We start from the raw sequence: 22788 nt of genomic DNA, 5'->3' as shown, positions 1-22788 counted from the left end.
TTAGCTCTTGATAATCCGACTGTTAGCCCAGGGATTAAAGGCGGGCGCCGCCTGCTCTGTATTTCCCTCATCGCTGAGAGAGTCCAGATACAGGGCTTCAACTTCCGCGCGCGCCCACGGGGTGCGGCGCAGAAATTTCAGGCTCGATTTAACGCTGGGGTCTTTTCTGAAACAGTTAATTTTGATGCGGTCACCCAACTCGCTCCAGCCATATTTTGCCACCAGGGCGTTGACCATCATCTCCAGCGTTACGCCATGCAAAGGATCTTTGGAAATATGTGCAGTCATAGGCGTCCGGATGTCTCGATTTTTAGGGGATTGGGGTAAACGCTGAAAGGGTACAAGAAAGCAGGGGAAGCGGCAATTTTCCTTTTCCCCTCGCTCACTTTATGACGGACTCCGTGCGCTGATTTTCGCCGACAATTTTTCCCGCGCTGTTTTCAATCGTAAACCGAATCGACACGTCGTCCTGGCCCACGGGCGTGGCCGTGACCGCTTTTACCATCGTTCCCGAGTCTGCTGCGATCGTCATCGTCGTCGTGCCTTTTGCCAGCACCTTATCGCGCTGGGTGATGCGCCAGCTCAGACGGCATTCGCGGCACGGTTTCCAGGTGTCGTTGATGGCCCACAGACGCACGGTCGCCGCCGCCCCGGATTGCCACTGCGCGGTGACCGGTTCAATGGACGGTAAAACAGGCTGGTAGGCGCGTTTTAAGGCGTAAAACCCGGCTTTAGGCTTACGCAGGTAGTCCACCACGCCCCAGTTGATGGAGGGCCAGGTTTCCACGAACATGAAGTGGAACAGGGCCGTCACCGGCTGGTAGCGCTGTCGACGGTAGCTCTCTGCCGCCGTGGCCACCAGCTGCGACTGGTACGCCTGAGTATTGCGGATCATCGCCTGAATGTTGTCCCCACGCGAAATACCGGCAAACTTAAAGGTCTGGAAGGGCTGAAAATTATGGTATTTCCAGACGGTCCAGCCGGGATCGTCAGCGGCGGTCGTTTTGGGCCAGAGCGACGCCGCCGGGATGATGGTTTTTAGCGTCGATAAGCGGGGAAGCGCCTGCGCGCCGAACTCGGTGATGATCTCCGTTTTGGCCGGAGCAAGCAGGTCGCGTACGGTACCAAAGTACCAGCCCGCCCAGTAATGCTCCTCAACGGCGGAGAAGCGGTGCACGATGCGTGAGGTGTCTTCGGCAAGCGTATCCGCCACCTTTTGCGTGAGCTCGCGATTCAGATTTTTATTCCAGTCCGGGAAGCGTTTTTCCATCCACGGCGAGTTCCACGGCGGTTCGTTATGCCCGCCCCAGACGATGATGGCGGGGGAATTGCCGAACTGTTCGATCATCTCCCGCGTCTGTCGAACCGCATTTTCCGTGAAAGCCGCACTATTGTTGTAGCCCCACTGCAGCGGAACATCCTGCCAGATCATCATGCCCATCTCATCGGCCACGTCATACAACGCACGTCCGGCAACGTGTCCGTGCACGCGTATGGCGTTGGCATTCATGGCTTCCACCAGACGAAGATCGCGACGGTATTTTTCTCGCGTCATGGTGCTGAGCCAGGGGGATCCGATGTAATTACTGCCCTTAATGAAAAGGCGTCTGTCGTTAATGAGCCAGCCCTTATTGTCGGGCTGCTCGACGATCTTACGCAGCCCGGTGCGGGTGACCGCCGTATCCATCAGGCCGTTTTCATCCCGCAATGCCACGCGAATGGTATACAGGTGGGGTTTTCCGGTACCGACGGGCCACCACAGTTTTGCCTTCGGCATGGGCAGCGTCAGCTGCACGGAATGGGCGCCGCTTTCGAGGGTAACCGGAAAGTCAGCCTGATAGCGCCTGCCGCTGAAGTTGGCGGGCGTGGCGGTGAGCCGCACGGTCGCCGGGCCCTGACCGAGTGCGCGATAGCGAATGTCTGCTTTCAGCGCGGGGTGCGTCAGCCCATGTGACCAGTCTGGCCGCAGGATGGTCTCATCAAGGGTAGCGCCCCGGCTAAGATGCAGCCTCACCGGCGCCCAGATGCCGCCCGAGTTGGCGTCCTGTCCTTGCGGTGACCAGGCCCCGCCGGGACGCGTGTCATGCTGGTTAAGGATCCCCTTCATGACCGTTTTATGCAGCGGCCAGACCTTAGTGGGATCTTCGTAAGGGCTGTCCACCCTGACCACGAGCTGGTTGTGACGTTGTAACGCTTGACCGGCATCCAGCGAAAAGCGCTGAAAATAGCCCTCATGCTGGCCGAGCGGCTGGCCGTTCAGGGTGACCTCGGCCAGGTAGTCGACGCCGTCAAATACCAGGGTGCTCATTACGTCGGGCGGCTGCACGGGCAGGGAAAACGCGTGCTTGTACCACAGCGCGCCCTGATGATCGTACCCGGCGCTGTACCAGTTGGCGGGGACCTGAAGCGGGCGCCAGCCTGATGCGGCAGGATGCGCGCTATCATTGGCGTCCTGAACCTGCCATTCTCCGGCCAGAGACCAGCTGACCGGCGCAGCGTTCGCCACCGTATGGGTGGTCAACAGAGCAACGAGCAGCGCGCAGTTGCGAGTCATCATGCGTTTACCCCGCGCGCGTTGAGCCACACCATCAGGCGCAGCGATTCCTTTTGAAGCTGCTGGTTTAGTATCGCAAGCTGTTGCCCTTCCAGCGTGTGCGCCTCGCTCTCCAGCGCCTGCAGCTGACGGGCGAGTCGCCCGAAATCCAGCGTGACGGCTTCTCCTCGCAGCTTGTGGGCCGCGCGGCGCAGCGCTTCACGATCGTCGCTGTCGATAGCCAGGGTAATGGCCTTCATGGCCTCCTCCAGCCCTTCGCCAAACAAGGCCAGCAGCTCCTGGACCAGAGCAGGGTCGTCAGCACACTGCTTCAGCAGACGTGCTTCATCCGGGAAGGCGGAAGGGTCATCGTGGCGCGGGAGCACGCGAGCAATCTCCTCAGCGAGACGCTCCTGGCTGATGGGTTTGGCAATGTAGCCGTCGAACCCCATCTGAAGACAGCGCTCTTTATCCCCCTGCATGGCGTGTGCCGTCATGGCGACGGTGGGCTGCGCCGGTCCGGGCCGGGCGCGTTCTTCTTCACGCAGCAGGCGAATGGCGGTCTCACCGTCCATCTCTGGCATCTGAAGATCGATCAGCAAAACGTCCCACACGCCCGCGCGCCAGCGTTCCAGCAGTGCGACGCCATTATCGACGATCTGACAGGTGTGCCCGAGCCGCTCAAGCAGGCGCGCGGCGACCTTCTGGTTGACCAGATTATCTTCCGCAAGCAGGACCCTGAGCCCGGCCGTGTCCGGCGCGACGGTGGGCGCGGGCGCGCTTTCACTCACCGTCTTTGGTGCACGTTCAAACGCCGCGGCAATCGCCTGATGCAATTCATTCTGGGCGATAGGTTTGTGCAGGTAGTTCTGGATACCGATCCGCTTCAGCATATTGATATCAAAATGTCGGCTCATGGAGCTCAGCATAATGATGTGGCTTTCAGCAACCTGCGGCAGCACCGAAAGTTCGAGAGCCAGCGACACGCCGTCCATATCCGGCATCTGCGCGTCCAGCAGGATCAGGGGCCATGCCGTTCCGGTTTTAACCCGGTTGATGGCCTCGCTGGCGTTATTAACGCAGGTGGGTTTCAACCCCATCTGGCTAAGCATGGCGGCCATTAGCCGCAGGTTGGTCGCGTTATCATCAACCACCAGCACGGGTTCCCCGTTAAAGCGATGGCTATGCCGGCGTTCCTCCGGGCCGGGCGCCTGGGTCGCAAGCGGTAGCACGAAGGAAAATTCGCTGCCTTTCCCCGGCTCGCTGGAGACCGTTAATTCGCCGCCCATCGCCGCGACCAGTCGCGCAGAGATGGTTAGCCCGAGCCCCGTACCACCATAGCGTCGGGTGGTTGAGTTATCCGCCTGGCTGAAGGCTTCAAAAATGGCTTTCTGCTTATCTGCCGGTATGCCAATGCCGCTGTCGCACACCCGGAAACGCCATCGATCCGCGCTATCGTCGGGCTCAACAATCAAGATAACTTCCCCCTGATGGGTAAATTTCAGCGCGTTACCCAGCAGATTGGTCAGGATCTGGCGCAGCCGCGCGCCGTCGACCAGCAGCACGTCGGGAACGTCGGGCGCAATATCGACCAGCAGCTCAATGCCTTTTTCGCTCGCCCCCGGCATGTGGGGGCGAATAAGCGACTGAATGAAGGGGCGGACCGGGACGGGCTCCGCCTCCAGCTCCACTTTGCCGGCTTCAATCCGGGAAAAGTCGAGAATGTCGTTGATGATATGCAGCAGAGACTGGGCAGAACTCATCACCAGCGTCAGGTAATCGCGCTGATCGGCACTGAGAGAGGTATCGAGGCACAGCTGGGTCATGCCGATAATCCCGTTCATGGGGGTGCGAATTTCATGGCTCATATTCGCCAGGAACGCGCTTTTTGCCTCATTGGCTTTTTGTGCCTCAATGGCCGAGGCGAACGCCTGAATTTCAGCCTCCTTGCGGCGCGTAATATCCTGCAGCGTGCCAATCACGCGCTCGGCGTTTCCCTCAATGGAGAGCGTGACCACCTGGCCGGAGAGCAGCATCCAGCGCAGACCTTCGGTAGGGTGATGCACGCGAATTTCACATTCAAAGACCGGACGATGATCCTGCTTCGACGCGTGCAGCGCCTTGCGCAGCGCAGCGCGATCGTTCTCGTGGACCTGATTGAGCAGAAAACGCACCGGATATCGCCACTGGGTGCGCGACTGGCCCAGCATGGCAAGCAGGGTATCGTTGACCTGGAGCGTGTCGCCAGACACCTGCCAGTCCCAGATCCCGATATGGATGGATTCTGCCGTCAGCAGAAAATCGTCATGCAGCTGATGACGCGCCCGCTGCGCTTCATCCAGCTCCGTGACATCGCTGTGCAGGCTGACAATGCCGCCGTCCGCAAGGCGCTGGTGCTGGACGAAGATCCGCCGCTGGCCTGCCTGCCGCACTTCGCAGTGTTTATCCTGCCGACAGTTGCGCACGATCGACTCGCGCAGCGTCTGGCGAAGGCCAGGGTCGACGTTGTAAACGGCGTCGATAAAGCGTTCCGCCAGCGACTCCAGCGTTGTGCCCACCTTCAGCCACGGGGTAATGACCGGATAAAAAAGGGCCACGTTGTGATTCCAGGCCTGCAGGCGTTCCTCGGCGTCATAAATCATGACGGCGGCCGGCAGCGCGTTAAGATCGTACGTGAATGCGCTCATCGTGATCCTCCTACGCGCGGTAGTGCAGTTCTGCCTGTCGGCGCAGGTATTCCAGCCCGGGCGCGATCGCCATGGCCCAGGCCGTCAGGATCTCATCGTCGCACTGCGGATCGCGCAGGCTCACGGTGTTCAACATCGCTTCGCGCCACAGGGCGAAAAAACGCGGGGGCAGGTGGAGACCGTCGTCACTTTGCTCCCGCGCCAGGCGCTCGAGAAAATCAGGCACGATTAACGCGCCGTCTACCGCAAGCATGGCGAAGAAACTCTTAAACAGAGTCTGCTGACCCTCGGTATCCGGCAGGCGAGAAAAATGCTGCTCCGTCTCGGGTGACATATGGACGAAGGCGTCATAGAACGTCTGAAAAAACGCCGTTTTATCATTATCCGGAAAGACGCGGTTCAGACTGGATTCAAACAGATCGCGGTAAAATTTCACGGCGTCCTCCTTACTGCGTTTTCGCCCGGTAGACAGTGCCCGACGGGCGTATAGTCATCTGCCACACGGCGCGTAAAGTAGCTCTCTTTTTTAGCCCGGCGGGCGTCAAACAGGGGGCCCGCGTTGTGTTTGAAGAACAGGGCTTCCAGCACCGTGGCATTGGTGGAAAGGGTGAGCGCAGCGTTAGTATCGCCCGTGGCTTCCTGTCGGCCTTCGTACCAGCCTTTTTGCGGATCGTTAAGATGCTTTGTCACCGCCATCAGCACGTCGGTGTACGGGGTGTCCCACAGGGCCCACAGGGCAAAGACCGCTTTGGTCGACACCTGCGCGAAACGGGTGTAGTCCCGGCCATCGTCACCGACAGAGTTCCAGGCATAGCCATTTCCCCAGACCGTATCCTGGATATGCCAGGGTGCCTGCGGGAGCGAGAAATCTGCCCTGGCCGTCAGGATTTTATCGGTCTCCCAGCGGCTCTTCTGGCTCAGCCAGACGTTTTCGGCCTGCTTGCGCAGACGCTTTTGCCGATCGGCCGCAACGCCTTCGGGCTCCCAGCCAAACTCCAGGCCCGGCAGCATATAGGGAAGGGTGGTGATCAGGGAGGGCTGCCACGTGGTGCGCGGATCCCGGGCATCGACGGCCAGACGCCGCTGGGCGATGATGACGTGGTGCGCCGGGGGGGTAAACGCTTTCTCCGGGGAAAACCCCCACAGCTGAAACGCCGTTGCGGCATATTCGCTCTCGCCCAGGCGCAGCTCATCGCGCACCACCGGCTGGCCGTTTTGCAGGGAAGATGACCACAGTTCGCCTTCACGATCGATAACCGGACAGAAATTCCAGCGCAGGATGATTTTATCGAGGTATTCGCTGTACTGCGGTTCCCGCTCTGCGGTGAGGCGCAGGGCGAGCATCAGACGCGCCATGTCGCGCGCTGACCAGCCATTTTTAACGGGCTTGCCGCTAAAGTCGATCGGCGTCGCCGTCTGGCTGGAATAGAGTCGACCGGGCGTCCGGGCCTCGGTCAGCATCATGCGGTTGAGGGTGCCCATCAGCCGCGTCAGGCGAGCGTCATACTCGGCCTCCTCAATCAGCCCCAGCTCTTTGGCCGCCAGCAGGGCGATAAGCGTATCGCCCATTTGCCAGAGCGTGACGCGGGGCTGTTTGTCGCTGCCGTTGACCAGCCCGGTTTGCGGCTGGGTATTATTGACGAAATAGCGCCAGGCGATCGCCGCCCACGTCTGCTCTTCCGGCGTCAGGGCGGCAATGCGCGCGCTGGAGTGCCAGCCGCCACTGATGAGCCAGCGCCAGCCTGCGCCCTGATGGGCAAACAGCGCAAAGACGATCGCGCCTGCAAGGAGTAATCCCGCAAGCCCTCTGGCTATGGTTTTAAGCATTGCGCAGTCACCGGAGGCAGTTTAACGGGCTCGTCCACGCTGCATGACGCGCACTGACAGGCCTGGCAGGCGGGTTTGGTGCGCTGCGTGACGCCGGTCCGGTCGCACCAGCTTTTTACGGCCGGGGTGCTGGCAAGGAACGGGCGGCTGCGCAGCGCGTTATTCTCTTCAAACTGATCGAGCAGCTTTCGATCCCACAGAGACGGGGCAAAATCCTTGCTCTTCGGGTTGTCGGTGTTGAAGGCCAGCAGTTTCCCCTCTTTTTTGAACAACAGGGCCTCCAGCATGATGCCGTTATTGTTCGCGGTGAACTCTTTGATCGGCCCGTCGCCGTTTTCATACAGCCCTTCGTAGTAGCCTTTTCCCTCTTCGTTGGCATTCTCAATGGTGTTCAGCAGGCGGTCGGTATAGGGGGAGTTCCACAGCACCCACATGCCCAGCGCCGCCTTCAGCGAAATCGCGGCAGCGTTAGGGACGAACTGGCCTTTATCGGTAATGGTGTTCCAGTTGTACCCGTCGCTGAAGACGGTGTCATAGACGAAGTAAGGGGCCTTATCGAGCTGGTGCTCGGAGCGCGCGGTCAGGACGCCGGTAATGGTATAGCGGTTCTCCTGAGCCTGATAAACGCGGTCGGCAAAGTTTTTCATCCACGTCAGGGAGTAGTCGCGCGGGGCGTTATCCCGGTCGGTCGGTTTATCAAAGCCGAACTCCAGCCCGTAGAGCAGGTAGGATTCCGTCACCACGTAGTTATGCTGCGACGTGTTGCGCGGGTCGCGCGTATCGTACGGGACCAGCACGCAGTAGATCTCGGCCAGCTCGTAAGGCTGCGGACGGCTGGCTTTGCAGGTATTAAACCCCCACAGCTGGAAACCGGCCGCGCCGTACTCTTCATAGCCCAGTCGACCTTCCTGAACGTACTTCGGCTGGCCGTTCTCCAGATAGGCCCCGTACAGCGTGCCGCAGGGGTCGATCGCGTGGCTGAAATCCCAGCCGAGCACCACGTTATCAATGCTGTTGCCGTATTCCGGGTAACGCTCCTTGATGATTTTCAGCCAGACCAGCATTCGCCCGATATCCAGCGCCGAGAAGCCAATTTCGCCGGGCTTGTTGGTGTAGTCCACCTTCTGGCCGCTGATGGTGTTATAGGCCTTGTTGGGCAGCTCGTTGCGGAACAGCACCAGGGTGTTTAACGTGGCGAGAAACTTCAGCATCCGGCGGTCAAATTCCGCTTTATCAATGATCCCCAGCTCGCGCGCCGCCGTCAGGGCGGCCAGATAGGAGGCGCTGTCCCACATGGTGGTGGAGGGATATTTGTTGACCGCATTCACTAGGCCCGTCGTGGGCTGATAGTTGGTGACGAAATACTGCCAGGCGTTTTTGGCGATGGTCATCTCCCGGGCCGTCAGCTCGCCGCTGCGCGGGGAGTAACCTGATGCAGGAAGCTCGGTATCCGCACGCACGGTCGATAGCGCCAGCCAGCAGATCGTTATTCCCGTGAGCAGGTGGAAAAGGATCGGGGATCGTGGCTTCATGGCGTTGCTCCTGCTGAGGGGGATGTGTAGAGGCAGGCCAGACAGAGCATCTGGCCATGCGCGATGTAAGACAGACTTTCCAGCACAATGGCATTGGTATCGGCGTCCACGACGGCATTGACGCTGTTGTTGAGATTTAACCCGCGCTGCCAGCCTTTACCCGGCACCTGAAGCGGCAGAACCTGCTGGCGCAGCGCTTCGCTCCAGCTGTTGCGGAACAGGGCATACCAGGCAAACGCGGTGCGGGTGGAGGTCATCGCCACTTTCTCCGGCACCTCGTCGCGCAGGTTGCGCGCCTGTACCGGCTGCCTGTCCGGCAGATCGTTAACGTAATCCGGCGCGGGTTCGGCATAATCCGTGCTGACGGGGGGTTTTGGCGCGCGCAGGTCGTGGCGCCGCTGCTGGATCTGCATAATCCGCCACGCAATTTCAGCGCTCTGCGCATCAAAGCCCAGTTCAAGACCGGTTAACAGATAGGGGAGACTGATCAGCGAGGTTTGCTTGCCCCAGGGCGTGCGAAGCCCTTCATCGGGCACCATTACGCCATCCAGATCGATCATCTTTTGCCCTTCAGGCGGGTTGGTCACCGCGAGTCCTGCCGCGCTGTCAATCAGGCGCAGCGTATGGCTGGCATAGAGACGGTAGCCAAAAGTGTCCCGCTGTTCATCGTCGGCCAGCGTCCAGTGGTGGAGCGGCACCGCAGCCTGGCTTTGGGTGTTATTTTCAATCAGCGCCGCGGTGCGCCACACGCTCAACAAATCGCGGATGGCCGCCGCGTGCTGGGGATAGCGCCACAGCAGGGTTTGTAATGCCGTCAGCAGCCGGCTCAGACCGATTGCGGAGGCGTCGGGTTTGCCGAGGATCTTGAGCGTGTCCGCATGATAATAGGCGGCGGGGAGACCCTTGTCATTGAGCGGCAGTTGCCCCAGCGTGAACACGGCGGTGCTGACCCTCTCGTCAAACTCATCGGCGGAAATGATATTGAGCTGCTCTGCGGCAGCGGTCGCAAAGAGGTAGCTTCCCACGCTCCAGAGGCTCAGCCAGGGTTCACCGTCGCTGGCGTTCGCCAGGCCGTTTGGCTGGGTGTTATTCACGTAGTATTGCCAGGCGACCCGCGCCCAGATGGCTTCGTCATAGGTCAGCGCCCGTGTTGTGGGCAGCGGCGGGAAATCTTTACTGAGCGCGATGCCGCCGCTGCTTTCCACGCGCGTGGGCATCTGTTTCTCCACCCAGACCACAATGGCAAAGCCGATCAGGAAGCCGAGCAAAATGGTGAGGTAGCTGCGCGCGGGCAGCAGGGCATCACGTATCCTCATTGAGTGACCTCGTCCTCTTCAGCGGGCGTCCACATGGCCGCGAAAATCAGCGGCAGCATGGCGGCGATGTTCACCCCTCCCCAGAAAATATTGATGACGTAGCCGGAGGGATCGTCCACCTGCCCACGCGCCACCTGAATACCGCCCCAGATAAGCCCTGCGAGGGTCAGCACCACGATGGCAATCTGCGGCTTCACCAGGTAGAGAAAACGGCCCGTCTGCCGCTCTTTTGGCGTGACGTGAAATTTGATCTGCTCGCCCCGCAGCACCGTATTGAGCGCGCGCAGGTTCATGGAAAAGAAGGAGAGGTAAGAGGCCCTGCCGTCCCAGGCCGAGATCCCCCAGGTGCCGAACATAAACGCCAGTTCAGAGAAGATAAAAAAAGGGAGAAAGTGGAGATAGAACGGCGTCGACCAGGCGGACACCGGCGGAATGCCGGTGAACAGATAGATAATGGGCGAAATCAAAAACACCGTGTTCCACACGCAGGCCATGTAAGACCAGAAGGTGGTGGCATACATCAGCGTCTGGGGGAGTGAAAGCCTGAAGCGGCGACGGCTGAAGATGTTGTCATGAAACAAAATATCCAGCGAACCGGCGGCGTACTTAAAGCGCTGGATCATCCAGGTGAGCATATCCTGCGGAGAGAGCATCTTCGACTCAACCCGCGGATGCATAACCGAGCGCCAGCGCCGTGCGGCGTCACCGTGCAGCAGCACCGAGGTGTAAATATCTTCCGAGACGTGGAATTTGTAGGGGGTAAGCTCGGTGTCAAACGCCACGTGCGGACGCATTGCATTCTGCAGCGCGTCCCGGGTCTCCTCATCGCGAATGTCGCGCGTATGACGATGGATCTCCTCTTCGACGGACCAGACATAGCTTCTCAGCGCGGCCTGCATGACCGCCTCGCGACGGTGAATGGACGCTGCGCCGCAGCAGAAAGCCGCGTTCGCCCAGTTGCGCCGCCGCAGGATCACGTCATAGAACATGCGCGGATCGTTAAAAAACGGGTCGCGGCCAATCGTGATCGGGCCAACACACTTTTGAATCAGCCAGCCCAGACCGTAGCCCACTTTTCCGGCTTTTCGCTGGCCCCAGCGCGACAGGTTTTCTCCTTCCGGAAGATCGAAGAACCACTGCGGCGTCTGTACCCAGGCCACGTCCGGATCGCGAAAATAGCCCAGCGTATGGCTGAGCAGGGTGGGAAATACCCGGGTGTCGGCGTCGCAGATAACAATAAAATCGCCGTCGGTTTGCTCAAGGCCGTTGCGCAGGTTGCCGGCCTTAAAGCCGATGTTGGTCTGGCGAGTGATATAGTTAACGCCTTCCTCTTCGCAAACGGCTTTCATCTCCGGGCGGCGGCCGTCATCAAGCACGTGGATGCGGTAGTCAATCGGGAACGGGTACGCCATCTTCAGGGCGTCGCGAATGGACAGCCTGACCAGCTCGGTGTCTTCCGAGTAGGTGGCAATGAACAGATCCACCTTGACGGGACGGGGCTCTACGGCCTCCTCAGGCGACAGGCATTCGTTAATTTCGCCGGGCGGCGGACTCTGAGGAGGATCCTGTTCTTTCCACAAATTGATGGTAAACAGCACGGTGCCAATCCACGCCAGGGTTTCGGCGAGGACCAGCGGAATGGCATACCATAATGCGTCAGTATTCAGGGAGGCGGTCCAGCGCCAGTAAATATAATTGGCACCCAGAATAAGCGCCGCGACCGCTAACACCTGCCAGGTGAACATGACCCAGCGCGGTGTTGTTAACGGTTCCGGAGGACGACGATGTTCAAAACGGGAAAAATAAAAATCCATAGTTCCGGCGTTCCTGATTCCGTGAAAATGCAGACCCATTCTGCTGCGCAGACAGTTGCCCAAAAGCGAAAGAAAATAGCGATTAAACAAGATTTAAGATAAGTGTAGAACGCCGAATAAAAGTGTCCAGCCACGTTTTTATTAATATTTAGCGGTGGTTAATTCAGCTTAAATTCTGCTTAATAATGTTTCATCGGCCGTCGATAAATTGCGGTTACTATTCCTTTAGGCTATCTACTTTATTTAGACCTTAATTTTCGTTTTCAGGCAAAGGACACCCTATGAGCCATGTTGCGCCGTCGGTAGCGCAAGAAGATGACGCTAAATCAACAGCATGGCGGTATGCCGTTGCAGGTGCCAGGGACCTGAGAATCGACTTTATGCGCGGCATTGCCCTCGTCATGATGGTCGTGGCGCATACGGAGGTGATGTCGGTATTTAATATATTCTCCTGGGAGCGTTTTGGGTTAACAACCGGTGCAGAAGGTTTTGTTATTCTCTCGGGGTTTATGCTTGGCATGCTGAACCGCGCGCGTCTGCAAAAAGTGGTTTTGCTCACGGTTTCCTGGGGGCTTTATCTCAGGGCATGGAAAATATATCGTGTAAATATCATTATCATAGTGTCGTTTATTCTTCTGGCCTATATCCCACATATTAACGTTTTCGAGGTCACCCATTTTACCGACCGTTTTTCGGGTGAAAGCTGGTCGCTTTATCCGGTTACGCCGCAAATAAAAGAGACCTGGTTCAACATTATCCTCTATTTGCAGATTGGCCCTCATCAGACGCAAATTCTGGGGCTGTATATCTTTTTACTGCTACTCAGCCCGCTATTTTTGGGGATGCTGCAAAAAGGAAAAGTCTGGTGGCTGCTGGGGCTGTCGCTGCTGGTGTACAGCCTGTGGCAGCGCTGGCCGCTTCGGCTGACGCCGTCGGAATTCGAATTTGCCTTCCCGCTGCTCGCCTGGCAGTTCATCTTTGTGCTGGGCATGGCCAGCGGCTGGTATAAAGCCGAACTGCTCTCTTTCGCCCGGACGCCTCCGGGGAAAGGGGTGGTAGTGGCGCTGGTCATGGTGTCGCTGGTGCTGGGATTTGTCGCCCAGAACCATACCAACCCGTTTATGCCGACCGCGCTGCTGATGCACATCATCCCGCCTGACAGCTTCAATTCGTTTTATCACACCTGGGCGGCGAAGAACGGGCTGGGCCCGGTGAGGGTGTTAAACGATATTGCCCTGATGGTCACCGTCTACCTGGTGCTGACGTATTGCTGGACGCCGCTCAATCGCCTGCTGGGATGGTTCCTGATCCCGCTCGGCCAGCACTCGCTTTATACCTTTATTTTGCATGTGTACGTGGTGCTGCTGGTGAGCCAGTTCATCACCTTCGACTTATGGCGTCAGGCCTGGATAGAGAACACGTTAGTGCATGCGGCGGCACTGGGTATTTTGTGGCTGATGGCAAAATACGACGTCGGCGCACGCTGGATACCTAACTAAGGATGGCGGTTATGCGCGAAAAATGGCTTCTGGCGGGCGTGCTGCTCGCCGCGATCCCCGCCGCAGAGGCGGCGAAAAGCAGTGAAAATGAATCCCTGCGCGATAAGAACGGTGAACCTGTTCAGGCTGGCGTCTTTACCAGCCGCTGGGGGCGCCTGTTCTCGGGTAACGACAAGAAATTCTCAGGTGCGCTGAGCTTTAGCTCGGGACTGAAAGAGCAGTGGATGAGCATTCCTAACAGTTCAGACACCGCCACGGAAAAGAAAAAGATTAACCAGACGCTGAATCTCAGCCTTCAGTATTCCCCCTACAGCTTCTGGTTTGCCAACATTACGTCCCGACTGCCGGTCAGAGACACCAGCCGCTACACCGCCGATTTTCGCTACAGCTTCGGCTACGATGACTGGCACGCCAACACCGTCAGTCTGGTTTACAGCAACTACGGCGATAACCATTTCTGGACATCGGGCAGCCGACGACACACCTATTTCGAACAGGGCGCCTTCACGCTGGCCTACAAGTTTTCGCTACCGAAACCGGTCGAAAACACGCTCCTGATTAATAAAGGGGATTCCATCATTTGCCAGGTCGGGTACAGCTGGGTGCCGCGCTACTACGACCTCAGCAGCGATGACATCCGCAAAAATAAAAACGTCATGCTCGGCGGCTGCGGCTACACCTTCAAACAACATTTCTTCGTTCGCGCGACGGCATTCTGGTTCCCGGACAGCAGCCAGCAGCAGCCCTGGAACGGCGATTACAGCTACAGCTTCGGTTATGCCGGCTATACGCCGGGTTCGTTCTCCATCCAGTACGCGAACTATGCGGGAACGCGCTATCCGGGGCACGGCAACGGGAATGCAAAATTCAGGGAAGGGACCGTGAGCCTCATCTGGTTCTTACCGCTTTAGGAGGGATGTATGTCGGCGCTGCACGTGTTAATCGTTGAAGATTCGCTGATTTATCGTCGGTTACTCTCCCGAATGCTCACCCAGTGGGGGTATATCGTGAGCGAGGCGGAAAATGGCGTCGCCGCGCTGGAAATACTGTCCAGCCAGCCGATCAGCATGGTGATAAGCGACTGGGACATGCCGGAAATGGACGGACTCACGCTCTGTCAGACCATCCGCAACCGTCAGTTTGGCCACTACGTCTATGTCATTCTGCTCACGGCACGCGAAAATGCCGGGGATTTAACGCAGGGCTTTGATGCCGGAGCCGATGATTTTTTAAGCAAGCCGGTCGAGCAGGATGAACTGCGGGCGCGTCTGCACGCCGGGGTCCGTATTTTAACGCTGGAAGCGACCCTCGCGGCGCACAATAAGCGCCTGAGTGAAGCGTTGCATCAGATTGAACAGGATCTTGAACTCGCGGCGCGCGTTCAGCACTCCGTGCTGCCTTCGCACCGCTTACGCTTTGGGAACTACTTTTCCGACTGGCTTTTCATGCCGTCTGCGTGGGTCTCAGGCGATGTGTTCAATATTTTTCCACTCGATTCTCACATTGGGTTCTATTGCGTGGATGTGTCCGGTCACGGCGTGGGGGCCGCGATGATGTCCCTCGCGGTGGCGCGTCAGTTCTTACATGGCCGGGTGGTAGACCGTTTTTTGTTTACCGATCAGGGCGGCATTCAGTCGCCTGCGGAGGTGATCAGGATCCTGAACAGCCGCTTTTGCAGTGAAGAGAGCGACATTACCAGCTATTTCACCATTATCTACGGGGTGATCGACCCCGAGAGCGGACGAGGGGTGTTGTGTCAGGCCGGGCATCCTACTCCCGTCATTGTGAACGCAGACAGCGCCGTCACGTCCGTGGGCAATGGCGGCCCGCCGGTCGGGCTGATGCCTGACCTCAGCTGGGAGGACGTCGCGTTTACCCTCAATCCGGGGGATCGCTTATGCTTATTCAGTGACGGTATTACGGAGTGTGAGAACGTCAGCGGCGAGCAGTTTGGCCCGCAGCGTCTCGAACGCTGGCTTCATGACCATGCGCGACTTCCGGTTGACCAGCTCCTGGCGCGGTTCGGTGACCACCTGACCGGCTGGCGCAACGCAAATCGTGATGAACCGACCGCCTTAACCGATGACGTTTCACTGCTCGTGATCGAGCGTCAGGGAGAACAGAATGATTATTAATACTGAACGACTACCGCATGCCAACATTCTCACGCCCGCAGTCCGGCGGCTGGATGCCTCCGTTGCCGCGACGTTTAAAGCGTCCGTGACGGAAGAAATTGGCGACGATCGCAAGGCTTTGATTGTCGACTTCAGCAAAGTGGATTTTATCGACAGCAGCGGGCTGGGAATGCTGGTGTCGTTGTTTAAGCTGATGAACGGGAAAGGCGACATGGCGCTGTGCTCCCTGAACCCCGGGATCATGAACATGTTCACCCTGACCCGCATGGACCGCATATTCCGCATCTATCCGGATAAAAGCAGCGCGCTTGCGCAGCTGGGGCAGTAGATGCAGACGCCGGTGCAGGCAGAATTTCCGGCGGTGCTCGGTTCCCTGACGCCGCTGGCCGGCTGGCTGGAAGCGCGGCTGAGCGCGCTTCCCGTAGATGACGAGTGGCGTTTCGCGCTCGATCTCGCCGTCTGTGAGGTGGCGACGAATATCATCCGGCACGCGCTGCATGAGGATGCCTCGCGCACATTCAGCGTACGCTTCGATATCCGCGACAGCGACGTCTGCATTGTTTTTACCGACGCGGGTGACGCGTTTCCGCTGGCGCGGCTTGAGGCCGCCAGGCGAGACCGTTTTTGTGAAATCTCGCCGCTGCTGGAGAGCGGCAGGGGGCTGATGCTCATTTTGCTGAGCGTCGATCGTTTCTCGGTGGAGCGAGCGGCGGGTGAAAATATTGCCACGCTTGAAAAGAAAATCAGCGTATGACCTGCGGGCCATACGCGTGCTGTTTCTATTTCGTGTTGTCAGCAAACAGCTCTGGCGCCCACGGGCGTGGGTCAACCTCCATAAACGGCGCCCGTTCGAAGCGATCCTTCAGCGCCCACGGCACCGTGCAGTCGAAGATCGTCTTGCAGGAAATGCCGTTGCCGCGAATCGAGGTGCTGTAATCCGGCGACTGGGACGGATCCAGCTGGTGGCCGCGGATCCCCGGAATATTGGTGATGCTCACATCGCCCTGCATGCGCGTCGTCATCGCCCACAGGATGTCGTCGCTGTCGAAAATATCCACGTCCTCGTCGACCAGAATAATGTTCTTCAGCTCCGAATAGGTGGCTAAGGCGATAAGCGCCGCCTGGCCCTGACGTCCTTCGTCTGACGGCTGGCGTTTTTTCACCTGCAATATCCCGAGGAACTTGCCGCCGCCCGCGGTATGGGCATAGACGTTTTGCAGGAAGCCCGGAATAGCCTCCTCTACGGCATTGCGGATGCTGGCCTCGGTCGGCAGTCCGGCCAGCGTGGTATGTTCTTCCCCTGGTCCCACCAGCGTCTGCAGGATCGCGTGGTTTCGCATGGTCACGGCTTTCACTTTGATCACAGGCAGGGAGGGGTTCGCCTCGCCGCAGTAGCCCGGGAACTCCGGCATCGCGTGGCCGGTGTTGGTGTGCTGATCCTCTCTCACGCGCACGCCCGGCAGCAGTTCACCTTCGATGATGATCTCCGCCCGCGCGATGGCTTTCTCTTTGACCGCTACGCCCTGCACCAGCTCAACCGGCTGCTGGCGCAGCGCCCCGGCGACGCCCAGCTCGTTGTAGCCAAACGGCGTGGTAGGGGCCTCAAAGCACGCGCCGATGTAGATGGCGGGGTCGAGACCCATGTTGATCGTCACCGGCAGCGGTTTTCCGGCATCCTCCGCCTTTTTGCGGAAGACTTCGATATGGCGCCCGGCGGCAAGGAACATGGAAAGCTCGTCGCGCTCCTGAACGCAGAGGCGGTGGATGGTGACATCCGTCAGCGAGCTGTCTTCCGGATCGCTTGCCAGCACCAGCCCCAGACAGAAGAACGGACCCGCATCAATCGGCGTGTTGGTCGGGGCCGGCAGCAGCTTGCGCAGGTCGAAGTCAGGATCGTCAGCGTAAAAGACCTGCTCCTGACAGGGGGCCTGCGAGGCCGGGACGACAACCGGCGCAACCGGCTTTTTGACTGCCTGGCCGACGTGCTTTGCCAGTTCAGAGGGCTCGCAGCCCAACAGCAGCGCCGCGCGCTCGCGGCTGGCGTGCATGCCCACCAGGATGCGGGAGTGCGGATAGCCCTTCACGCTGTTGAACATCATCGCCGGGCCCGTGCGGGTCGGACGTTTGACCGTGCCGCCTGCGCCAATATGGCGGTAGATGCCCGCCAGCTCCGCATTGGGATCGACCGGACGATCGGTTTCAATGTACTGCCCTTCGTGGCGCTGCAGTAAGGCGATGGCGCTGCGGAGATCGTTAATCTGGTTTTCCATATTTTCCTCCCTCGGTTGAATACCTCCATTTTTATGGCAATGACCAATAGCATCAATTGCATCATTACTGTTAAATTGATAAGTAAATTAATATCAATTCAGGAGGTCGTCTCGTGCAGTTTCGCCAGATGCGCCACTTCATCGTCGTGGCCGAAGAGCTCCATATGCACCGGGCCGCCGAGCGTCTGAACATGGCGCAGCCGGCGCTGAGCCAGCAGATAAAGGCCCTGGAAGAACGTTTAGGCGTCACGCTTTTCAGCCGGGCGAACCGCCGCTTGACCCTGACGCCCGCGGGCGAAGCATTTCTCGTGAAAGCCCGGCTTGCCATCTCGCTGACCGAACAGGCGGTGCTGGACGCCAGACAAACGGCACGGGGCGAGCAGGGTGTGTTAAACCTCGGGTGCGTGTCGAGCGCGATGTTTGACGGCAGGCTGCCCGCCGCGCTGCGCCAGATGCACAGCCGCTGGCCCGCCATTACCATGTCGCTGATGACGGGAAACGTGCAGACGCTCTACGCCGCCGTGCAGAGCAACCAGCTGGATGTGGCCATCATCCGCGCGCCGCTGCCGTCGCTGCCGGACGATCTGCAAAGCCGCCCGTTCGCCTCGGAGAAAACGGTGCTGGCGCTGTATCGTCAGCATCCGCTGGCCGGGTCCGCCGCGCTGACGCTTTCGTCGGTGAAAGACGAAAAATGGATCTCCCTGCGCGACCCGGAGGGAATGGGGCTGGAGCAGTACTTCTATGACGCCTGCAGCGGGGCGGGCTTTCAGCCGGACGTGGTGCAAAACGCGACCGACGTGCCCACGGTCATCAGCCTGGTTTCGGCAGGGTTTGGGCTGGCGCTGCTGCCCGCGTCGGCAAAGGCGGTGAGCGTCGAGAACGTCGTCTACGTGGACATCCTTGACCGGCTGCGGGAGAGCGAACTCACCCTGGTTTGCCACCGGATTATTCGTTCAGAAGTGCTAAAAAAGTTTCTGGTTACGCTCGATCACACCTGACGTCCTGCTGCCCGCAGGAGCTGCTCGCGCAGCCAGGCGTTCGCCGGATCCTGGCTGTTTTTCGGGTGCCAGTACATGTTGATGGTAATGGGCTGGAGCGGCAGCGGTGGTGCAAAGAGATCCAGCGTGCTGGCAAACTGCTTCAGCATCCGTTCCGGCAGGGTGCACACCAGGTCGGTACCGGCAACCAGCGCAGGCGCCATAGCGTAGCTCTGGGTGGACATGGCAACGTGTCGCTGATAGCACAGCCCGGCGAGGGTTTGGTCGACAAATCCGGTAAACGGATCGCCCGCCGACGACACCACCAGATGGGAAAGCGCGCAGTAGATCTCCAGATCTAACGCACCCGTTCCGCGCGGATGGCCTTTTCGCTGGGCGGTGGCAAACGTGTCGTCGAGAAGTTTGCGCCTCACCCATCCGTCATGGGCGCCCGCGCTTACGCCGATGTAGAGATCCACATCGCCGTTCTCCAGCTGCTGCGGCAGTTCGGCCATCTCGGGCAGGGCGAAGCGCAGGCGAATACCGGGAGCATCGGCACCCACCTGGTTAAGCAGCGCGGTGCCGAGCATCAGCGCCGGGTTTTCATGCAGCGCGATGACAAATGTCCGGCTGCTGGTTTGCGCGTCAAACGCGGTGGGCGCAAACATCGCGCTGATGCCGCGCAGCACGCCTGTCACCTGCGGCCTGAGCGCTTCCGCGCGCGGCGTGGGCAATACCCCGCGTCCATGCGGGGAGGGAATGAACAGCGGTTCGCCAAACAGCGTGCGCAGACGCGCGAGACGAGCGGACAACGCGGGCTGGCTGATGCCCAGCCGCGCGGCCGCATGGGTGATGTTCCTGTCCTGAAGCAGGGCGTCCAGCGTCAGGAGCAGGTCTATGTCCATGTCAGATATCCGCGTCATCTTATTTCGCGCTGCTGGCGTCCCGGTTGGTATAGGTCACAGGGACCCAGGCATAGCCGCCTTTCCCGCCTTTCGTCACATAGCCGATGCCCGGGAAAGGCAGATGGGGCGCGGCAATGAGGTCCTTATTTTTCACAAAGTCAGCGAACGCATGCTCGCGTACGCTTGCCGCTTTGTTCTCATCTTCATCGTAGGTGATGGTCACCGCAGGCTGCGGGAACTGGACCGCCGCGGCGTGAATGATGTCGCCGACAAAGGTGATCTTCTCGCCTTTGCTTGTCAGGGTGTAGAAGGCTGAACCCGGCGTGTGTCCGGGATGAACCGTGCCGGTAAGCCCCGGAAGAATCTCAGATGTGCCGCTAAACGGCACCACTTTCCCCGCGTCAAGGTAGGGCTTTAAGGTCTTCTGCGCGACGTCGAAGTAGTTCTTGCCGTAGCCGGTTTTCTTCTGATTGTCGTCGTTAAAGAAAAAGTCGATGTCCGGTTTGCCAACGAAAACGCGCGCGTTGCTGAACACTACCTTGCCGTCTTTCACCAGGCCACCCGCATGATCGGAGTGGGCGTGGGTCAGCAGGACTTCAGTGATGTCCTCGGGTTTTATTCCCTGCGTGGCGAGGCTCTCAACCAGACGTCCGCCGGTATCAGGACCAAAGAGCTGGCCCGAGCCGGTATCCACCAGGATTTTATGTCCGGGTATCGCAATCAGAAACGCGTTGATGGAGACCTCAGCCGGGTTGGTCTGGAAATTTTTTGCGAGCAGCGCATCAATATTTTGCGGCGTTGTCCGGCGCAGCAGCTTGTGCAGATCTTGCGCGACGGTCCCGTCGGTAAACGAGGTGACAAGCACGTCGCCGACCTGCACGCTGTAACCGCCCGCCGGTTGTTTAACGACGTGCTGCGGCGTTTCTGCAGAGGCCTGGAGCGCAGGGTAGAAAAGCAGTGAACTGGAAATCAGCGTGGAAAGAGCAAGTTTTTTCACGGTAAGCATACGAGTCTCCTTTGAAAGTGCTCATCTTACTGCTCCGTAAAATTATAAGAACCTGCTCAGAAATGATAGGACCTATAAACGGGATGGATAGGAAACCGAAGGGCCGGGAAGGCGCGCGATAGCTTTCCCGGCCCGTAAGACATTATTTTTTCAGCGGCGCGTTCCAGCTGTCCGGCGTGGCTTTGGACCATGAGCCATAAGCGGCATTAGGCAGCACAATCCAGTCGTTGCCGAAGTGTTCCGCGCTGGCCTCAACCAGTTCACGCTGCTGCTCGCTCGGCTTTTTGTTTTTAAACTGCACGGCGAAATCCGGCAGGCTGTCACCGAACAGCATCACGATCTGCTGCTTTTTGAGGATGCTCTGACGGCGCTCTTCCTTGCTGACCGTATCCAGCAGCACGCTTTCGTCAGATACCTGCGGCAGGCCGAGAGCGTTTAACGTCTTCAGCGTGTCGGCTTTGTTTTCCTGCATACGATCCGAGACATAGTAGATGCGGACCTTGCTTTGATTCACGTGGTCAAGAAACGCTTTCGCCCCCGGAATTAAGCCGGGTTTTCCCTGTTTCTCCCAGTCGCTCCAGGTGTCCCATTTCGTATAGTCGTGACACTGCTCCATGTCGCGCACCAGCAGAGGGGTGTTATCCAGTACCGTTTCATCCAGGTCCATTACCACGGCGTAATTTTCGGGCGTTTTCAGATCCTTTAACTTTTCGTTGAAACGCTCGGTGGCAAACCGATAGGTTTGCAGCTGAAGGGCCATAATCTCTGCCGATTTCTGCTGATAGCGCAGCGCCATTTCGTACGCTTTCGGTTCACACAGGTCGTGCTCCGCGGCCGTCGCCGCTGCCGTTGCACTCAAAACCGGTAATGCCAGCAGTAATGCCTTAGCCATTGAATTCACACTTCTTTCCTCAACACCGTGGTTAAAATCCCGAAAGCGTAATGAAATTCAGTGACAGAAATATGACCGTGATGTGGCAATGTGTTTCCGCAAGACCAGCATGTAATACCAGAACAGAGCGACCTCGTCTTTTTCCGGTAGGGCGTTGTAGAGATAACGATCGTATCCGCCCAGGGTAAATCCATAGTGACGGTAAAACAGGCAGGCAGAGACGTTCACATTTTGTGTTTCAAGCCGTAATCCCGGCGCGTTTACGCTGCGGGCCCACACGTGCGCGGCGGCCATTAATTTATGCGCGGCGCCGGTTCTGCGTTTGGTGCGCTCAACGGCAATATAATCCACTGAAATAAATTTATTCCAGCCGACTGACGCGGTAATAAATCCGGCTATTTCACCGTCGTCCGTTTCCGCGACAAGAAATATGGCGTCCGGATTAACGCAGTGATTTTCAAGCGTTTGAATGTCGAGTTCGTAGGTTTTTATCCACGGCTCTGCCACGGCTTCAATATGCAAATCACAGTGGATAAACGGCTCCCGGGCAATGTGGCTAATGGTGAAAGAAAAGTCACAGCATTCAAGGCGTGCAAAGTCGGTATTGAGTCCTTTTCGAATCTGGTAATGACTCCAATTTACTGATAGTGTTTTATGTTCAGATAGTGCCCGATGACTTTGTCATGCAGCTCCACCGATTTTGAGAACGACAGGGACTTCCTGCCCAGCCTTGCCAGATGCTGTCTCAGATTCAGGTTGTGTCGCTCAATTCGCTGCGTGTAACGCTTACTGATGACGTGCAGTTTTCCCTTCAGACGTGACTCATACATCGGCCAGCCGTCCGTCATCCATACCACCACGTCAAAAACTGACAGCAGGCTCAGAAGACGCTCCAGTGTGGCCATAGTGCGTTCACCGAAAACGTGGGCTACCACCGCCCTGCGTATCCTGTCATACGCGTAAAACAGCCAGCGCTGACGTGATTTTGCACCGACGTAGCCCCATTGCTCGTCCATCTCCGCACAGACAATGACATCACTGCCCGGCTGTATCCGGGAGGTTACTGACTGCGGCCTGAGTTTTTTAAATGGCGCAAAATGGTGTTGAGGCCCACGCCCATTAGTCGTGCGGTGGCACGGCAACCGACGCCGTTCATAGCCATATCAATGATTTTCTGGTGTGTACCGGGCTGAGAAGCGGCATAAGTGAAGGTGAGCTGCCATGTTTTACGGCAGTGAGAGCAGAGATAACGTTGATGCCCGGCAGTACTTTTGCCATTACGCATCACGCCTTCAGTAGCGGAACAGGAGGGACAGCAGACGGAGACTGAAGCCACGGGAGCACCTCAAAAACACCATTATACACTAAATCAGCAAGTTGGTAGCATCACCTCGA

Annotated in this window: 20 protein-coding genes; 6 read left to right on the top strand and 14 right to left on the bottom strand. The window is 58.3% G+C overall.

What is annotated here, in order from left to right:
* The 8 genes from ACVCAM_RS03620 to ACVCAM_RS03585 all read right to left on the bottom strand — a co-directional run bounded on the left by ACVCAM_RS03620 (position 1) and on the right by ACVCAM_RS03585 (position 11709).
* On the bottom strand, positions 1–288 hold the full coding sequence (locus ACVCAM_RS03620) for a VF530 family protein (protein WP_023292372.1): 288 nt from the start codon (positions 286–288) through the stop codon (positions 1–3).
* 94 nt (positions 289–382) lie between these two features.
* Positions 383–2557 carry a glycoside hydrolase family 2 protein gene (locus ACVCAM_RS03615; RefSeq protein ID WP_407223364.1) on the bottom strand — a complete coding sequence of 725 codons (2175 nt, stop codon included), beginning with the start codon at positions 2555–2557 and terminating at the stop codon, positions 383–385.
* Complete coding sequence (locus tag ACVCAM_RS03610; RefSeq protein WP_407223363.1) at positions 2554–5220, bottom strand: hybrid sensor histidine kinase/response regulator; 2667 nt, start codon at positions 5218–5220, stop codon at positions 2554–2556. The genes ACVCAM_RS03615 and ACVCAM_RS03610 overlap by 4 nt, the downstream gene beginning before the upstream one ends.
* Positions 5221–5230: 10 nt before the next feature.
* On the bottom strand, positions 5231–5656 hold the full coding sequence (locus ACVCAM_RS03605) for a hypothetical protein (protein WP_058654460.1): 426 nt from the start codon (positions 5654–5656) through the stop codon (positions 5231–5233).
* Positions 5653–7047: a DUF3131 domain-containing protein gene (locus tag ACVCAM_RS03600; RefSeq protein ID WP_070532120.1), complete on the bottom strand. Its 1395-nt coding sequence runs from the start codon at positions 7045–7047 to the stop codon at positions 5653–5655. The genes ACVCAM_RS03605 and ACVCAM_RS03600 overlap by 4 nt, the downstream gene beginning before the upstream one ends.
* Positions 7032–8579 carry a DUF3131 domain-containing protein gene (locus tag ACVCAM_RS03595; protein WP_008501674.1) on the bottom strand — a complete coding sequence of 516 codons (1548 nt, stop codon included), beginning with the start codon at positions 8577–8579 and terminating at the stop codon, positions 7032–7034. Before ACVCAM_RS03595 ends, ACVCAM_RS03600 begins: the two co-directional genes overlap by 16 nt.
* Positions 8576–9895 (bottom strand): DUF3131 domain-containing protein, encoded by a 1320-nt coding sequence (locus ACVCAM_RS03590; protein WP_021240159.1) that lies wholly within the window; start codon positions 9893–9895, stop codon positions 8576–8578. Before ACVCAM_RS03590 ends, ACVCAM_RS03595 begins: the two co-directional genes overlap by 4 nt.
* Positions 9892–11709 (bottom strand): glycosyltransferase family 2 protein, encoded by a 1818-nt coding sequence (locus tag ACVCAM_RS03585; protein WP_021240158.1) that lies wholly within the window; start codon positions 11707–11709, stop codon positions 9892–9894. Before ACVCAM_RS03585 ends, ACVCAM_RS03590 begins: the two co-directional genes overlap by 4 nt.
* 281 nt (positions 11710–11990) lie before the next feature.
* Here ACVCAM_RS03585 and opgC point away from each other — a divergent pair, with 281 nt between their 5' ends.
* The 5 genes from opgC to ACVCAM_RS03560 are packed head-to-tail and all read left to right on the top strand — an operon-like array spanning position 11991 to position 16097.
* A complete protein-coding gene (opgC, locus tag ACVCAM_RS03580) occupies positions 11991–13208 on the top strand; it encodes an OpgC domain-containing protein (RefSeq protein ID WP_021240157.1) in 1218 nt (405 codons plus the stop codon).
* 11 nt (positions 13209–13219) lie between these two features.
* Positions 13220–14119, top strand: coding sequence for a hypothetical protein (locus ACVCAM_RS03575; RefSeq protein ID WP_008501670.1), 900 nt, complete (start codon positions 13220–13222; stop codon positions 14117–14119).
* A gap of 9 nt (positions 14120–14128) precedes the next feature.
* Positions 14129–15343 (top strand): PP2C family protein-serine/threonine phosphatase, encoded by a 1215-nt coding sequence (locus tag ACVCAM_RS03570; RefSeq protein ID WP_032651873.1) that lies wholly within the window; start codon positions 14129–14131, stop codon positions 15341–15343.
* Positions 15333–15671 (top strand): STAS domain-containing protein, encoded by a 339-nt coding sequence (locus ACVCAM_RS03565; RefSeq protein WP_023292380.1) that lies wholly within the window; start codon positions 15333–15335, stop codon positions 15669–15671. The genes ACVCAM_RS03570 and ACVCAM_RS03565 overlap by 11 nt, the downstream gene beginning before the upstream one ends.
* Entirely contained in the window at positions 15672–16097 is a 426-nt protein-coding gene (locus tag ACVCAM_RS03560; protein WP_021240154.1) for an ATP-binding protein, read from the top strand.
* Between the two features lie 25 nt (positions 16098–16122).
* Here the strand turns inward: ACVCAM_RS03560 and ACVCAM_RS03555 are convergent, their stop codons facing one another.
* Positions 16123–17613, bottom strand: coding sequence for a UbiD family decarboxylase (locus tag ACVCAM_RS03555; RefSeq protein ID WP_407223362.1), 1491 nt, complete (start codon positions 17611–17613; stop codon positions 16123–16125).
* Between the two features lie 113 nt (positions 17614–17726).
* Here ACVCAM_RS03555 and ACVCAM_RS03550 point away from each other — a divergent pair, with 113 nt between their 5' ends.
* A complete protein-coding gene (locus ACVCAM_RS03550; RefSeq protein WP_008501665.1) occupies positions 17727–18611 on the top strand; it encodes a LysR substrate-binding domain-containing protein in 885 nt (294 codons plus the stop codon).
* Here the strand turns inward: ACVCAM_RS03550 and ACVCAM_RS03545 are convergent.
* From ACVCAM_RS03545 to ACVCAM_RS03525, 5 genes are all read right to left on the bottom strand, one after another.
* Positions 18602–19513, bottom strand: a complete 912-nt coding sequence (locus ACVCAM_RS03545; RefSeq protein WP_407223361.1) for a LysR family transcriptional regulator — start codon at positions 19511–19513, stop codon at positions 18602–18604. The two genes, ACVCAM_RS03550 and ACVCAM_RS03545, sit on opposite strands and share 10 nt — an antisense overlap.
* Position 19514: 1 nt before the next feature.
* On the bottom strand, positions 19515–20501 hold the full coding sequence (locus ACVCAM_RS03540; RefSeq protein ID WP_100122107.1) for an MBL fold metallo-hydrolase: 987 nt from the start codon (positions 20499–20501) through the stop codon (positions 19515–19517).
* Positions 20502–20643: 142 nt separating this feature from the next.
* Positions 20644–21393: a 5'-nucleotidase, lipoprotein e(P4) family gene (locus ACVCAM_RS03535; RefSeq protein ID WP_191091747.1), complete on the bottom strand. Its 750-nt coding sequence runs from the start codon at positions 21391–21393 to the stop codon at positions 20644–20646.
* Between the two features lie 57 nt (positions 21394–21450).
* Positions 21451–22014 carry a GNAT family N-acetyltransferase gene (locus tag ACVCAM_RS03530; protein WP_447093537.1) on the bottom strand — a complete coding sequence of 188 codons (564 nt, stop codon included), beginning with the start codon at positions 22012–22014 and terminating at the stop codon, positions 21451–21453.
* Between the two features lie 17 nt (positions 22015–22031).
* A protein-coding gene (locus ACVCAM_RS03525; RefSeq protein WP_223174630.1) for an IS1 family transposase occupies positions 22032–22729 on the bottom strand; the annotation gives its coding sequence in 2 pieces (ribosomal slippage) (positions 22032–22480 and positions 22480–22729; 699 coding nt in all).
* Positions 22730–22788 lie beyond the last annotated feature (59 nt).

The sequence above is a fragment of the Enterobacter sp. CFEC122 genome, from assembly GCF_052983755.1.
This window is presented reverse-complemented; position numbering and strand designations above follow the sequence as displayed.

Excerpts from the sequence above, each read along its gene's own strand:
- ACVCAM_RS03620 (WP_023292372.1), bottom strand. The coding sequence starts at position 288 with ATGACTGCACATATTTCCAAAGATCCTTTGCATGGCGTAACGCTGGAG.
- ACVCAM_RS03615 (WP_407223364.1), bottom strand. The coding sequence starts at position 2,557 with ATGATGACTCGCAACTGCGCGCTGCTCGTTGCTCTGTTGACCACCCAT.
- ACVCAM_RS03610 (WP_407223363.1), bottom strand. The coding sequence starts at position 5,220 with ATGAGCGCATTCACGTACGATCTTAACGCGCTGCCGGCCGCCGTCATG.
- ACVCAM_RS03600 (WP_070532120.1), bottom strand. The coding sequence starts at position 7,047 with ATGCTTAAAACCATAGCCAGAGGGCTTGCGGGATTACTCCTTGCAGGC.
- ACVCAM_RS03595 (WP_008501674.1), bottom strand. The coding sequence starts at position 8,579 with ATGAAGCCACGATCCCCGATCCTTTTCCACCTGCTCACGGGAATAACG.
- ACVCAM_RS03590 (WP_021240159.1), bottom strand. The coding sequence starts at position 9,895 with ATGAGGATACGTGATGCCCTGCTGCCCGCGCGCAGCTACCTCACCATT.
- ACVCAM_RS03585 (WP_021240158.1), bottom strand. The coding sequence starts at position 11,709 with ATGGATTTTTATTTTTCCCGTTTTGAACATCGTCGTCCTCCGGAACCG.
- opgC (WP_021240157.1), top strand. The coding sequence starts at position 11,991 with ATGAGCCATGTTGCGCCGTCGGTAGCGCAAGAAGATGACGCTAAATCA.
- ACVCAM_RS03575 (WP_008501670.1), top strand. The coding sequence starts at position 13,220 with ATGCGCGAAAAATGGCTTCTGGCGGGCGTGCTGCTCGCCGCGATCCCC.
- ACVCAM_RS03570 (WP_032651873.1), top strand. The coding sequence starts at position 14,129 with ATGTCGGCGCTGCACGTGTTAATCGTTGAAGATTCGCTGATTTATCGT.
- ACVCAM_RS03565 (WP_023292380.1), top strand. The coding sequence starts at position 15,333 with ATGATTATTAATACTGAACGACTACCGCATGCCAACATTCTCACGCCC.
- ACVCAM_RS03560 (WP_021240154.1), top strand. The coding sequence starts at position 15,672 with ATGCAGACGCCGGTGCAGGCAGAATTTCCGGCGGTGCTCGGTTCCCTG.
- ACVCAM_RS03555 (WP_407223362.1), bottom strand. The coding sequence starts at position 17,613 with ATGGAAAACCAGATTAACGATCTCCGCAGCGCCATCGCCTTACTGCAG.
- ACVCAM_RS03545 (WP_407223361.1), bottom strand. The coding sequence starts at position 19,513 with ATGACGCGGATATCTGACATGGACATAGACCTGCTCCTGACGCTGGAC.
- ACVCAM_RS03540 (WP_100122107.1), bottom strand. The coding sequence starts at position 20,501 with ATGCTTACCGTGAAAAAACTTGCTCTTTCCACGCTGATTTCCAGTTCA.
- ACVCAM_RS03535 (WP_191091747.1), bottom strand. The coding sequence starts at position 21,393 with ATGGCTAAGGCATTACTGCTGGCATTACCGGTTTTGAGTGCAACGGCA.